The sequence below is a fragment of the Streptococcus mitis genome (assembly GCF_047460035.1).
GTDB classification, from domain to species: domain Bacteria; phylum Bacillota; class Bacilli; order Lactobacillales; family Streptococcaceae; genus Streptococcus; species Streptococcus mitis_DW.
Genome location: NZ_JASHHB010000015.1, coordinates 1 through 16,879, shown reverse-complemented (window position 1 = coordinate 16,879; position 16,879 = coordinate 1). Strand labels below are relative to the sequence as shown.

General features: G+C 36.9%; 2 protein-coding genes. Both read left to right on the top strand.

The genetic code is table 11. The features are described 5' to 3' along the window. The first annotated feature begins 876 nt into the window (after positions 1 to 876). Positions 877 to 9,006, top strand: coding sequence for a YSIRK-type signal peptide-containing protein (locus QM956_RS10275; RefSeq protein ID WP_414302509.1), 8,130 nt, complete (start codon positions 877 to 879; stop codon positions 9,004 to 9,006). A gap of 599 nt (positions 9,007 to 9,605) precedes the next feature. Continuing rightward, positions 9,606 to 16,879 (top strand): YSIRK-type signal peptide-containing protein (locus QM956_RS10270; RefSeq protein ID WP_414302504.1); only part of this gene is annotated, 7,274 nt, incomplete at its 3' end.

Here is a 16,879-nt window from a genome sequence, read left to right as displayed (position 1 = left end):
TCCGAACGATTTTTTTAGAGGTATTAATGGTAGATGTATAGATAAGTGTATAGATTCTTAAAAATGTTAACACAGGCTTATAAAAAGGCCGTAAATATAATATTTAAGTTATAAAAATAATGAAAACATAAAATATAAATTTAAAGATAAAATCGAAAAAACCGTACATTAAACTCGGATGTTTGTTTAAAAACTCATCAAATAGAAATATTATTTAATGGGATTTAAAAAAATAAAATAAAAAGCGAAAGATTTATAAGAGATTTGAAGATTCAAAATAAAAAGTGCTTGCAAAATATTTGAAAATATAGTATTATAATTATGCATGTTAATTGTGGATGATAAAAATTCCTCTTTTAAGTTTTAAGAGAGGAATTTTTATTTTTGTCTATATATTAAATTCTAAAATCCCATATTATGTATAAAGTAAGATAAAGTTTATATTTTATCCATAATAGATATAATATAGCTATAAATACTTATGTAATGCAAATTCAAATATTATTACCGGACGAAACAACATAATAACACATAAAATATAGAAATAAGATTTCATTTTATACAATATCAGGATAAGGACTTTATTTGTATGAAATAAGATAAAATATCAATAAAAATATTTGTTTTATAAAGATAAAGTCACTATATAAGTAATAAATAAGTAATAATTTAAACAATTATTTATTTGTTATCATATTTATTGCTAAAAAAACTTAAAAATGATAAAATGGCTTTGAATATTGATGGTGTTTGCTGGTACTACTAAAAGATGGTCCTCTAAGTATTTTAGAAAATATAAAGGGGTCTTTTTATGTATCATCTTGGCTATTAATATCGCTAATAAACTGACTATTTTATGGAGGATATATGTCAAAAATGAAGGACAAGCAGAAAGATTTTCGAACGGAAAAGTACATTCGTTACGGTATTCGTAAGTATAGTTTCGGTGCAGCATCAGTAGCTATTGCAGCTGGATTGATGTTCCTTGGTAACGGCGCAGTATCTGCGACGGAAGTACAAGGTGCAAAAACTGCAGTAGCAGCAACTCCAGCTGAAAAATCAGATCAGCATACTACAGAAGCAAAACCTGAAGTTAAAGTAGAAGAAGCTAAAAAAGTAAACAAGGCAATACTGGAAGCAAGTATCGCGACTTTAGAATCTAAACTTGCAACTGCAAAATATGCGGATGCTACTGTAGTAAATTCAGCTAAGGAAGTATTGGTAACAGCTAAAGCAGCTCTTGCTAAGGCTGAATCTAACCAAGCTGATGTAGATGCCCAAGCCGAAACTGTATCAGCTTTGAGCACAGTTGTAACTGAGTCAAATACTGCTGGTTTTGATAAAAAACAAGCAGATGATAAAGAAGCAGCTAAGGCAGAAGAAGAAAAAACTGCAACTCCAGCTGAAAAAGCTCTCTCAGTAGCTACAACAACTCTGACTCAAGTGTCATCAGAAGCTGAAGTAACTAATAAATTGGCTGAGGTTGAACTTGCTAAGGCTGACGTGAAAGAAGAAAATAAGGTAGCGGTTACAGCAGCAGTCGCTAAAAACCAAGTAGTTCTTACTGAGACTAAGGCTCTTCTAGCTGATAAAAGTGTCACAAAAGAGCAGGTAGATGCACAATTGGAACGTCTTAATGAATCAATCCTTGCAGTCTACAATGAGTTGAAAAATGCAGGAATCGGTCGTGATGGTAAGTTTGCAGTAGCTCTTTCAGCTAATGAAGGGTATACAGCAGCCTCTACAGAGTTAAGAAAAGAAAATGGTGAATTTGCTACAGCAACAGGTAAATCTTATAAAGTATTAGATGGTAACAACAATTACAAAATTTATGTTCATGGTTATCAATCAGAGAATACAGAAGTGCCTGCGGCTAATAGTGGACAAGCAGGGATAAGTGGTCGTACTGATATTCCTTTATCAAAAACAGAAGCTCAGAAACTTGGTCGTGAAGCTGCTCTATGGAAAGGGAAACTTCGTGCTACAGGAAAAACTAATGGGAATACAATATGGGGTGCAGGAGGTGCTTATGAGTATCTAGCTACAGAAATCTATGGTTATACTTATGAGCAAGGAAACCACTATGTATATATCACTGATGCTAAAAAACGTTTCACATTATCACCAGAAGCAGAAGCTGCGGGATATAAAATTAAAGATATCCAACTAAGTAACTTAATTCCTGGTACAGGATATAATGAAAAAACAGATACTGTAGAAGGATACGTAGCATCTACTCTTCAAAACGGTGTATATGACATGCGCTATATTGTAACTGTAGAGAAAGATGGAGCTACTCAACAAGTTACTTTCCGTGATTTAACAGCTGGATGGATTGGATGGCAAGACTCAACAGCTCCATTAATTAAAGGTACATCTACAATGGTCACAATTGGAGATGAAGTGAACCATAATATTAAATATGTTGATAACGATGGAATGAGTCGTGATGAAAGAGCTGGTTATGTATACAGAAGTAATGGAGAAAAAGTTGTTGCCGGTTCAAAAACGGCTCCTGGAGGCACGAATGGAGCAACCTTTACTGCAGTTGATGGATCTAAAGTAAATACCGAGAACGGACCACAAACTGTCACAGCCCACACAGCCTTAAATGGTAATTTTACGGGAAGTAAAACTTCGATAAATGATGTTGTACCAGGATTAAATTATGATCCAAAAACTGGAGATATTACAGGAACAGCGTCAAAAGCTGGAATTTATACAGCAAATGTTTACGCCAAAGACTATAATAATACAACCAATGCGAAAAATCAGGATTGGAATATGTATGGTCAAGAAGCTCATGAAAATATTACGATTGCAGTAGCTCCAAAAATTACTGTATCTAATGTTGAAGCGTATGCGACAAAAGTTCCAGTATCTGTTTCTAACGGTGCTAATAAAGCAGAAATTACAATGCCAGATGGAACAGTTACAAAATTAGTTGTAAAAGACGGTAAATGGACTGTAGCTGCAGGAACTACTAATACAGCTGTAAAAGAAGGAGATCAATTAGGAGATGCTTCAGCAACAGCAGATTCTAAAATTAATATTCCAGTTACTTCAGATTCTACACAATATGTTGGAGTAGATAGTATTGTAGCTAAAGCAACTACTGATAAAGTTCATGCGGACTTACAACGTGAAGTTGTGAAAGTGAAAGATGCAAATAATAAAGAATATACAGCTACATTTAATAGTGCAACTGGTAAATATGCTCTTGCAAATGAAGATGCCTATGTCCTAAAAGACAATGGAGATGGAACTACAACATTAACAGAACGTCGAGTTTATACAGATGCAAAAGCAGATGGAAGTGTTGACTATATTGTATACGAATTTACTCGTACATGGAATGCAACATCTTCAGCAGCTACTTTAACAGAAAAAGTTGCAGAAATTCGTAAAAATGGTGAAGTAACAGCAGTAGGAGATGTAACTCGTACAGTTACTGCTTTACCAAAAGCTCAAACAGCTGATACAAAAGGAGTTACTGTAACTGTAACTTATGATTCAGCAACAAATAAATGGACTGCTTCTGACGGTTCTACAGTTACTGCTGAAAAATCAAATGCTGGATGGAAGATTTCTACAGATTCAGGATTTAAAGGATATGTAGCTTTCCGTGAAGCAACAGGAACAGACGTGGCTTCTATTCAAAATGATAAACCAACTGGAGCATCAACAAGTTATGCAGATACACAAGGAAATTCTGTTGACTTATTGAAATCACCAAAAGCAAATGTAGCATTTGAAGATAAAATTGACGATGAGTCAGATGATGCTCAATCTGAAACAATTAAAACTAAATTAACGGTTACTTCACCAAGTGGAGCTAAAAAAGAATTTAACTTAGCTGATGCTGAAGAAAAAGCATTTATTCAAGCACAACGTACTGCAGCAGAAAAAACAAAAGCGGCAGCAGAAGCTGTAGCAAATGCTCAAGGTACAGCAAATGAATTAGCGAAAATTCAAGAATTAGTAGACCGTCAAGATAGAATTGTAGAGGACGCACAAAAAGCATTAGATGATTTACATCTACGTACAATTTCACCAACAGCACAAGACTTAGCTGAGAAAAAATTAAAAGCAGCAAAAGAACAACAAGCATCATTAAAAGCTGAATTGGATAAAGCAAAAGCTGCATTACCAGATGTAGAAGCAAAAGTAAAATCAGCTCGTGATGAGGCTCTTGCAGCTGAAAAAGCTGTAGAAACAGCTCGTGAAGCATTAAAAACAGCAGCTGAGAAGAACTTAGCAAACTCAGAAATCGCAGCATATACTCTAGGTGAGTATGGAAGTTACAAAGTAACAGTAAGATCTGTTGACTCAAATGGTGTTGTAACAACTCCAACAGTAGGAAAAACAGATTCAGGAGAAGTTACAGAAGATGCAGTTGCAGAAACAACTTACTACATCGTAGTTTCTAAACCTGAAAAATCTTCTGGAGCAGAAGGACAAGAACAAACTGATTCAATGGAAAAAGGATTCAAGACTGGTTTACCAAATGATGCAGAAGTATCTGACTACAAACTAGTTGATCCAGTATCAGGTAAAAAAGCAAGTTCTGTAACTACTGACGAAGGTACTTATCAAATTGATGAAAACACAGGTAAAGTAAACTTCACGCCAGCTCCAGGATTTATTGGTAATGCTAAACCTTTAACAGTTTCAGCTAATGTCACATTAACTGGAGACGATGGAAATCCAGTAGTAGTAGAATCTTCAACTACTTACACACCGACTGTATATGGTGTTAAACCATCAAATGATGAAACTAAAGGAAAACAAGGACAACCTCAAGAATCTAAATCAGGAAAAGATCGTTTCTCTGAATTAAATACAGGAACTAACACTCCAGATGGCACAAATGTAGACTGGACAACAGCTAAGTACTCATTAGAAGGTGCTGATGAAGAAGGTAAGGTTGTAGTTAAAGGTGAAGGAACTTATAAAATTGACCCAGCAACAGGTAAAGTAACATTCACTCCAGAACCAAGCTTCAAAGGAAAAGCACAAGGAGTAGAGGTTAAAGTAGCTGTAACAGCAACAGATTCAGAAGGAAATAAAGTTGAAGTTACATCTAGTGGAGACTACACTCCAGAAGTGGAAGCGATAGAACCAACTGCAGAACCAAAAGAGACAAGTGGAAAACAAGGTAAACCACAAACTCAAGATGCAACTACAATGTTCAAAGAAGGTGACGAAACAGCGCCAATCGATAAATCTACAGTGAAACTTGTAGACCCAACAGGTGCAGAAGTCACAACAATGCCAGCTCTTAAAGATGGAAAAGAAGTGGGTACTTATACTTTAGACCCAGAAACTGGAGTAATTACATTCCAACCAAATAAAGACTTTACTGGAACACCAGATCCAGCGAAAGTAACAGCTGCAGATAAAAATGGAACAAAAGTAGAAACAACTTACACTCCAACTGTTACTCCAGTAGTACCAGAAGGACAAGATAAAACTACTACAAATTTACAAGGTAAACCTCAACAAAGTAGAGTAACCTTTACTCCGGGAGATAATGAATTCCCGATCGATGATAAAGTACCAGCAACATTTGAAGATGGTACAACTAAAAAAGTAGTATCAGGAGAAGGAACATATACAGTAGATCCTGACGGAACTGTTCATTTCCAACCTGAAGAACAGTTTACAGGTGTAGCTAAAGGTGTAACTGTAAAACGTGTTGATACAAACGGAACACCAGCTACTGCGAAATACACACCAATTGTTAAACCAGTAGTACCAGAAGGATTCGATAACATTACTACAGGCGTGCAAGGTCAAGAGCAAAATGGTAAACCTTACTTCAAACCAGGAAATGAAGCAGTGCCAATCGATTACGATAAACCAGCAACACTACTTGATCCAGAAACGAAGCAACCTGTTCCTTCAAATGAACTTCCAGCGAAAGATCCAAAAGGAAATGTAATCGGTAAGTATACTTTAGATCCGACTACAGGAGTAGTGAAATTTACACCAATAGATAAAAGTTATGTAGGGCCAGTACAACCAGTAACAGTTCAACGTGTTGATAAAAACAACACACCGGCAACAGCTGATTATACTCCAGTAATCGTAGGAGTTAAACCAACGGCTAAGCCAGCTGAATCAACTGATGTACAAGGTGCAACTCAAAAACAACCTATTACATTCAAAGGTGGAACTGCAGATTTAGAAGATCCGGTTGGAAACAAAATTAAATCAGATCCAGTTCCGATTAATCCAGGTTCAGTTACATTAGTAGGTGAAAATGGAAAACCAACTGATGAAGTAGTTGTAAAAGATCCAAAAGATCCAAGTAAAGTAATCGGTAAGTATACTCTTGTAAAAGAACCTGGTAAAGATCCAGTTGCAGTATACACACCAGAAGACAAAACATATGTAGGACCAGTTCCACCGGTAACTATTCAAGCAGCAGATATGAATGGAACTCCAGTACAAACTACGTATACACCGAATATCACACCGGTTAAACCAACAGCAACACCAGCTAAAACAACAGATATTCAAGGTAAAGCACAAACAGGATTACCAGAATTCAAAGGTGGAAAAGTAACGGTTAATGGTGAAGAGAAAGTTGTTCCAATTGATGAAACAAAAGCTCCAAAACTAATCGATCCTAAGACAGGTAATCCAGTTGATTCTGTAACAGTTGAAGGTGAAGGAACATACACAATCGAAGATGGTAAAGTGAAATTCCAACCACAACCACAATTTACAGGAACAGCTACAGGTGTAGAAGTTCAACGCGAAGATACAAACGGAACCGCTGTAAAAGCTAAATACACTCCAACGGTAACTCCAGTTAAACCAACAGGAGAAGACGTTACATCAGAAGATATTCAAGGTGCTGAACAAAATGGAACACCAAAATTCACACCAGGAAATCCTGATGTTGCAATTACAATTACTGATGATCAACCAGCGAAATTAATCGATCCAGAAACAGGGAAGCCAACTGATAAAAACAAAGTAGTGACTCCTGGTGAAGGAACATACACGATCGATCCTAAGACTGGAGAAGTAACATTCCAACCAGAACCACAATTTTCAGGTCAAGCAACAGGGGTAACTGTTCAAGTGAAAGATGCGAACGGAACACCTGTAGAAGCAAACTACACACCTAAAGTTAAAGGTGTAACTCCAACAGCAACACCAGCTAAATCTAAAAATATTCAAGGTAAACCACAAACAGGATTACCAGAATTCAAAGGTGGAACAGTAACGGTTAATGGTGTACCAAAAACTGTTGAAATTGATGAAACAAAAGCACCTAAACTAATTGATCCAGAGACAGGAGAACCAACTGATGAACCAGTAGTAATTCCTGGAGAAGGAACATACACAATCGAAGATGGTAAAGTGAAATTCCAACCAGAACCACAATTTACTGGAAAAGGAGAAGGTGTAGAAGTTCAACGTGTTGATAAGAATGGAACGCCAGTAACAGCGAAGTATACTCCAAAAGTAGTGCCAGTAACGCCAACTGGAGAAGATAAGACATCAGTAGGACCTAAAGGTCAACCACAAACAGGAACACCAGAGTTCCAAGGTGGTTCAGTCAAAATCAATGGTAAAGAAGAAACTGTTGAAATTGATAAGGCTGTTCCAGCTAAACTAGTTGATCCTAAGACAGGAGATCCAGTTGATTCAGTAACAGTTGAAGGAGAAGGAACATACACAATCGATAAAGATGGTAAAGTAACATTCACACCAGAACCAGAATTCCTAGGAACAGCTACAGGAGTAACTGTACAACGTGTAGATAAGAACGGAACTGAAGTAACGGCTAAATACACTCCAACAGTAACACCAGTAACAGCGACTGTAGACAAAACTACAGAAGGACCTAAGAATACTCCTCAATCTGAAACTCCAGAGTTCACAGGAGACGTAGATTTAGATGTACCACCAACATTTGATGATGGAACAACTACAAGAACTGTAGAAGGCGAAGGAACTTATACTATCGATAAAGATGGTAAAGTAACATTTACTCCAGAAGAAGATTACGTAGGAACTGGAGAAGGTGTAACTGTTGTAAGAAAAGATAAAGCAGGAAAAACAATTGCTGCTAAATACACTCCAACAGTTCGTCCAGGTACAGACTATGTAGATGAAAATGGTAAAGAAATTCCAGGATTCCCAAGTAAAGATGGAGAAAAGCCTAAGGTAGATATTCCAGGATATAGATATAAAGAAACAATCACTGATGAGCATGGAAATACTCGTCATATCTATGAACAAGTGAAAACATTCTTCAAGGATAAAGATGGAAATCCAATTCCAAAAGTTCCAACTGAAAAAGGAAAACAACCTAAGAAAGATATCCCAGGCTACCGCTTCGTAGAAACTAAACCACTTCCAAATGGAGATACTGAGCATATCTACGAAAAAGTGAAAACATTCTTCAAGGATAAAGATGGAAATCCAATTCCAAATACTCCAACAGAAGAAGGCGAACAACCTAAGAAAGATATTCCAGGCTACCGCTTTGTGGAAACTAAACCACTTCCAAACGGAGATGTTGAACATGTCTACGAAAAAGTAACGCCACCAGCTCCAACACCTTCACCTGTTCCTCAACCAAATCCAGGTAATCAAAATATTACAATTTGGACAGATGAAAATGGTAATCCAGTGAAACCATCTGAACCAGGTTCTAAAGAGCCAGGAACAATTCCAGGTTACGAATACGTCAAGACCGTGACAGATTCAAATGGAAGTATCAGACATATCTTCAAGAAAGTTGAGATGCCAACTCCAAGACCAGTTGAGCCAGCTACTCCAGCAATGCCTGAACAGCCAGCTAAACCTCAAGTACCGGCTACTCCAGCACAACCAGTACAACCAACAGCAGTGAAAGAAGCTGAAGGTAAGCGTGAATTGCCAAACACTGGTACAGAAGACAATGCTAGCCTTGCAGCACTTGGACTTCTCGGAGTATTGAGCGGATTTGGTCTTGTAGCTCGCAAGAAGAAAGAAGATTAAGTGAAACAATTTCTAATTAGCTAATCTAATCCACATCAAATAGAAAACCGATGATTTATTTCATCGGTTTTTTGGCTTTTAGCTAACTTTAAATGAAAATTTTTAACAGCTAAATCAGAAATTCTAAATGAATTTAGTTGAGATTGGTATTCAATATACTTTTAAATATTAAAATACAGATGATAAAATATTTTTGAAAAAAACCAAACGGATTTAATTGATAAATATACAAAAAAATAAAATATAGAGAAATGAAAATGAATTCAAAATAATATACGTTTATACAATGTTAGCGGATTCAAAAATGTGTTGAAATCTCAAAAAATAGTGGAAAAAGTTAAAAAATGTAGAGTTTTTTATATAATTCAGACAATTTTTACTATTTTTTAGAGAATGACATAGATAAAAATTGAAATTTTCATGTTGTTTTCAAACAAATAAATTGAATATATCTAGCTAGTGTGATAGAATGAATATACATGTTTCGGAAAAAATATAGTACTTGAGGCAATTCCTTCATTTATAAATGAAATGAAGGGGTTTTGGTTTTTACTATATCTATAAACATGATATAAAACAAAAGGAGGTTGTTAGTCTCGATGAAAGGCAAGCAACAACAAGATTTTAGAGTAGAAAAATACATCCGTTATGGGATTCGTAAATATAGCTTTGGAGCAGCGTCAGTAGCGATTGCAGCTGGTTTGATGTTTCTTGGAAATGGTGCAGTATCAGCCTCAGAAACAGCAGTTAATGGTAATGTTCCTGGTGTGGCAGTAGTATCACCTAATGCTGAAGAGAATGGAGCAACGGCTAAAGTAGAAACTGCGAAGGAAGTAAAAGCAGAGGAAACTAAACCTGAAGTAGCGACTCCTAAAGTAGAAGAATCTAAGAAGGAAGACGCACCAAAATCTGCTGAAGCAGTTACAAAAGAAGAAGTTGCTCCTAAACTAGACAAGTCTCAACTTGAGTCATATGTTAATGAAGTAGCTGGGAAACTAGCTGCAGGTAAATATGCAAATAAGACAGACGAAAGTTTGACTCTTTTGAATGCGGATTTGGAAGCGGCAAAAGCAGCTCTTTCAAGCGCTACAAGTCAAGATGAGTTAAAAGCTGCTTACAACAAACTTGTAACGACTGTAAACTCAAAACTAAAAAATAAACCAGTTGAGAAAAAAGAAACTCCAGCAGTTGACACTACAAATGGTAAAGAAACTGTAGGGAAGAAAGCAGAAAATACTGAGAAAAAGTCTGATTCAAACGCTATCGAAAATACAGGCTCAAAAGATGAACGTAATGGAAAAGAAATCGAAAAAGGATCTAACTTACGTTCTGCAAATGAAGGATATACATATTCTTCAACAGAATTAAGAAAGAAAAATGGGGAGTTTGCTACTGCAACTGGTAAATCTTATTATGAATTAGATAGTAATGCAGATTACCGTATTTATGTTCATGGATATCAATCTGAGAATACAGAACAGCCAGAAGCTGTGAACTCAGTTGCTGGTAAAAATGGTCGTACGGATATTCCATTATCTAGAGAAGAAGCACAAAAATTAGGTGAAGAAGCTGAACTATGGAAAGGTAAATTACGTCCGACAGGAAGTACTATAGTAGGTACATTAGATCAAAATGCACAGTATGGATCTAATGGAGCATATGAATTCCTTGCAACAGAAATTTATGGATATACTTATGAACAAGGAAATCACTACATTTATGTAACTGATGTAAAGAAACGTTTTAGTCTTTCTGATGCCGCTACTGCAGCAGGATATAAGATTACAAATATTGAATTAACTAACTTAATCCCGGGTGCTGCTTATAATGAAAAAGCGGATACAATTGAAGGATATGTATCATCAAGCATTCAAAATGGTGTATACGATATGCGTTATAAAGTAACTGTGTCAAAACCAGATGGAACAACACAAGTAATGGATTTCCAAAACTTACGTTCAGGATGGATGGGCTGGCAAGATACAACTGCACCATTAATTCAAGGTTCATCTAAATTAGTCACTATTGGAGATGAAGTGAGTCATGATATTAAATATGTTGATAATGATGCGATGACACGTGATGATGCTACTAATTATACAGTTAACGGTGAACGAGTAATCGCTGGTGCAAAAACAGTAAATAAAGGGATTTATAATGCTACTTTTACTGCTAAAGATGGATCAACATTGACAACTATGAATGGACCACGTCCAGTTACAGCTCACACAACTGTAAATGGTACTTATGCAAAAAATGGAGAAAAAACTACTATTAATGATGTAATCCCAGGTTTAGATTATACTCCACAAACTGGGTTAATTACAGGGACAGCAACGGAATCTGGAATTTTCACAGCGGCTGTTTTAGCAAAAGACTATAATAATGCTACAATTGCAGGTAATTCAAATCAATGGAATATGAATGGTCAAGAAGCGCATGAAAATATTACGATTGCGGTAGCTCCTAAGATTACAGTTAAGAATGTTGAAGCTTATGCAACAACTGTACCTGTAACGATTTCAAAAGGTGCAAATACTGCGGAAATTACAATGCCAGATGGAACAGTGACGAAACTTGTAGTTAAAGATGGCAATTGGACAGTAGCTGCAGGTACTACAAATGCAGCAGTCCAAGAAGGAGCAGTACTAGCAGCGGCATCAACTTCAGGAGATTCAACCATTAATTTAGCAGTAACTCCAGAATCCACAAAATACGTAGGTGTAGATAGTATTGCAGCGAAAGCAACTACAGATAGAGTGCATGCTAATTTACAACGTGAAGTATATACTGTTAAAGGGGTAAATAATAAAGAATATACAGCTACATTTAACAGTGCTACTGGTAAATATAATTTACCAACTGAGGATGCGTATCAATTAGTAGACAATGGCAATGGAACTTCTACATTAACTGAAAGACGTGTGTATACTGATGTGAAAGCAAACGGAGATATTGATTACATCGTATATGAATTCACTCGTACATGGAGTGCAACTTCTAATGCAGCTAACTTAGTAGATAAGATTGCTGAAATTCGTGAAAAAGGAAAAGTTACAGAAGTAGGAGATGTTACTCGTACCGTAACTAATGTTCCGAAAATGCAAGTAGCCAATGCTCAAGGTACTATTGTAACTGTAAATTATGATTCAGTATCTAAACAATGGACAGCATCTGATGGTTCAACCGTTACAGCTACTGAATCAAACGCAGGATGGAAACTTGAAACGACTTCTGGTTTCAAAGGGTATGTATCATACCGTGAAGCATCTTCTACAGATGTAGCATCAATTCAAAATGCTAAACCAACAGGAACTTCAACAAGTTATTCAGAATCAAAAGGTACATCAGTAAACTTAATTAAATCTACCAAAGCAAATGTAGCATTCGCAGATACAATCGATGATAAAACATCAGTAACAGATTCAGATACGATTAAAACAAAAGTAACAGCAACTGCACCAGATGGTACAGTAACTACTTTTGACGGAGCTCAAGCAGAAGAAACAGCTTATATTCAAGCTCAACGTACAGCTGCAGAAAAATCACAATTAGCAGCAAATGCTATTAAAGATGCACATACAGTTGCTAATGAATTAGCAAATCTACAAGAATTATTAGATCGTCAAACTAGTATTGAAGAAGATGCTAAAAAAGCATTAGATAATCTTAAATTACGTTCTATTTCTCCAACAGCTCAAGCTTTAGCTGAAGAAAAACTTGAAAGAGTTAGAGAATACAAAGCTTCACTTCAAGCTGAGTTGGAAAAAGCTAAAACTAAGTTAGATACACTGAAAACTACTGAGACTACATCCCGTGATGAAGCTGTTGCGGCTGAAAAAGCTGTAGAAACAGCACGTACAGCTCTTAAAACAGCTGCAGAAGCAAACTTGGCTCGAGCTAATGCTTATGTATTATCTCAAAAAGGGCGTTACAAAGTAACAGCGAGAGCAGTAGACTCAAACGGTGTTGTAACAACTCCAACAGTAGATGGAACAGAGTCTGGTGAAGTTACAGAAGATGCAGTAGCAGAAACAACTTACTACATCGTAGTAACAGATCCAGAGAAATCATCAGGAGCTCAAGGTCAAAAACAAACTGACTCAATTGCAGATAATTTCAATGATGGAAAAGAAGGAACTACAGTATCAGATTTCAAACTAGTAGATCCAACGACAGGAAATAAAGTTGCTTCTGTAACAACTAAAGAAGGAACTTACACAGTCGATTCAACAACAGGAGAAGTAAGTTTCACTCCAGCAGAAGGCTTTGTAGGAACAGCTACACCGATAAAAGTTTCAGCAAATGTAACATTCAATGATGAGTCAGGAAATCCAGTAACAGTAGCGACAGAAAATACATATACACCAACTGTATATGGAGTTCAACCATCAAAAGATGAAACTACAGGAAAGCAGGGTCAAACTCAAACATCTAAATCAGGAAAAGATCGCTTCTCTGAGTTAAATACAGCAACAAACACTCTAGATGGAACAAATGTAGACTGGATAACAGCAGCATACTCTCTAGAAGGAGCTAATGAAAAAGGCAAAGTGGTAGTTGAAGGAGAAGGAACATACTCAATCGATCCAACAACAGGTGTAGTAAGATTCGAACCACTTCCAACATTTACAGGAGAAGGTAAAGGTGTTAATGTACAAGTATCAGTAACAGCGACTGATTCAGAAGGAAATAAAGTTCCAGTTACTTCAAAAGGTAAATATACACCAACAGTAACACCAGTAACCCCAACAGCAGCACCATCTACTTCAACTGGTGTTCAAGGTGAAATTCAAAAAGGAACACCAACATTTACAGAAGGAAATACAGAAGTACCAATTAAAGAAAACTCTGTAAAACTTCTTAATGCAGATGGAACAGAAGCAAATGGACCAGTAGATGCTTTAGATGAAAAAGGTAAAAAGATTGGTGAATACACTGTTGACTCAGCGACAGGAGAAGTAACCTTCAAACCAACAGACAAATCTTACACTGGTAAAGTACAACCAGCTAAAGTTCAAGCTGAAGATAAGAATGGAACAAAAGTTTCTACAACTTACACACCATCTATCGTAGGTGTAACACCAACAGCAACTCCAGATGAATCAGCAGGAGTACAAGGTGAAACACAAGAAGGAACAGTGTCATTTGCACCAGGTGAAACAACAATTGATGGTGAGAAGAAATCAGTTCCAATCAAAGCAAACTCAGCTAAATTGTTGAATGCAGATGGAACAGAAGCAAATGGGCCAGTCGATGCATTAGATGAGAATGGTAAAAAGGTTGGTGAATACACAATTGACCCAGCTACTAACAAAGTAACCTTCACACCAACTGATAAGACTTATGTTGGTAAAGTTCAACCAGCTAAAGTTCAAGCTGAAGACGAAAATGGAACAAAAGTTTCGACAACTTATACCCCAACAATTGTAGGAGTAACTCCAACATCTACGCCAGCTACAACAACAGATGTACAAGGTAAAACTCAAGAAAGCACAGTTTCATTTGAAGCTGGTAAGACAACGATTGACGGTAAAGAGAAATCTGTAAAAATCGATCCAGATACTTACACACTTCTAGATGAAGATGGAAAACCAGCTAAAGAGGTACCAGCTAAAGATCCAGAAGGAAACGTAATTGGTAAATATACTCTTAAAACTGTAGATGGAAAAGCTGTTGCAGTATTCGAGCCAACAGATAAAACATATTCAGGAGATGTACAACCAGTACGCGTTCAAGCTAAAGATAAAAATGGGACAGCTGTAGAAACAACTTACACACCGAAGATTACTCCTGTAACACCAACAGCAGAAGCAGCTAAATCAGAAGCTATCCAAGGTGACACTCAAAAAGGAACACCTTCATTCGTTCCTGGAGACAACATTGCTCCAATTAAAGAGAATTCATACAAACTTCTAGATAAAGAAGGAAATGAAGTTTCAGCAGGACAAACAACTCCAGCTTATGCTGAAGACGGAGTAACGCCAGTAGGTACTTACTCAATCGATCCAGCAACAGGAGAAGTAACCTTCACACCAACAGAAAAATCATACACTGGTAAAGTAACACCAGCTAATGTTCAAGCAGAGGACACAAATGGAACTAAAGTTTCAACAACTTATACTCCATCAATCATTCCTGCACAACCAGAAGCAGAACCTGCTAAAACTGTTGATGTTCAAGGTGCAACTCAAACTGGTAAACCAGAATTCCAAGGCGGAACAGCTATGGTTAACGGTGAAGAGAAAACTGTAGAAATGGACGATACAGTACCAGCTAAATTGGTAGATCCTAAGACTGGAGATAAAGTAGATTCATTAACTGTTGAAGGCGAAGGAACATATACAGTAGCTCCAGACGGCACAGTAACCTTCAAGCCAGAACCAAAATTCACAGGTGTAGCTAAAGGTGTTGAAGTAGTTCGTCAAGATAAGAACGGAACTCCAGCTAAAGCAACCTACACACCAGAAGTTAAACCAGTAACACCAACAGGAACAGACGCTGTAACAGAAGATGTTCAAGGTTCAACTCAAACAGGTAAACCTGAATTCAAGGGTGGAACAGTAACAATCGATGGTAAAGAGAAAACTGTTGAAATCAATGAAGATAAACCAGCTAAATTGGTTGATCCAAAAACAGGAAATCCAGTTGATTCAGTAACCATCGAAGGAGAAGGAACATACACAGTAGCTCCTGACGGAACAGTTACCTTTACACCAGCGAAGAACTTCACAGGTAAGGGAACTGGTGTCACAGTTCAACGCGAAGATAAGAACAGCACACCAGTAACAGCTAAGTACACACCAGTTGTAAAACCAGCAACACCAACAAGTTCAGATGTTATCACTACAAATGTTCAAGGTGCAATTCAAGAAGGAACACCAACATTTGAAGGTGGAAAAGTAACTGTAAACGGTAAAGAAAAAACTGTTGAAATCGATGAAACTGTAAAACCAACATTTGACGATGGCACAACTGAGAAGAAAGTACCAGGCGAAGGAACTTACACAATCGACGAGAACGGTAAAGTAACCTTCACACCAGAGAAAACATTCACTGGTCAAGCAACAGGTGTAACAGTTAAACGTGTTGACAAAAATGGAACACCAATCACAGCTAAGTACACTCCAGTAGTCGTTCCAGTAACTCCAACCTCAAAAGATTCTGAATCAGAAGGTCCTAAAGGACAAACTCAAGAAGGAACACCAACATTTGAAGGTGGTAAAGTTACAATCAACGGTAAGGAAGTTCCAGTTGAAATCGATGAAACTGTTAAACCAACATTTGACGATGGCACAACTGAGAAGAAAGTACCAGGTGAAGGAACATACACTATCGATGAAAACGGTAAAGTAACCTTCACACCAGAACCTGACTTCGTAGGAAAAGCTAAAGGTGTAACAGTTAAACGTGTAGATAAGAACGGTACACCAGTAACAGCCAAGTACACTCCAACAGTACATCCAGATACTTCACATGTTGATAAAGACGGTAACCCTCTTTCACCAACAGAAGACGGAACTAAACCATCTAAAGATATTCCAGGATATAAAGTAGTTAAAACTGAAATCGACGAAAAAGGAAATGCAAAACATATCTATGAAAAAGTGACAACAACTCACAAAGATAAAGATGGTAATGTAATTCCAGGAACAACTACTGAGGAAGGTACAACTCCTAAGAAAGATATTCCAGGTTACCGCTTCGTAGAGACTAAGAAACTTCCAAACGGCGATACAGAGCACATTTATGAGAAAGTTAAGACAAGTCACAAGGATAAAGACGGAAATGAAATTCCAAACTATCCAACAGAAGATGGTGAAAATCCTAAGAAAGATATCCCAGGTTACCGCTTCGTAGAGACTAAGAAACT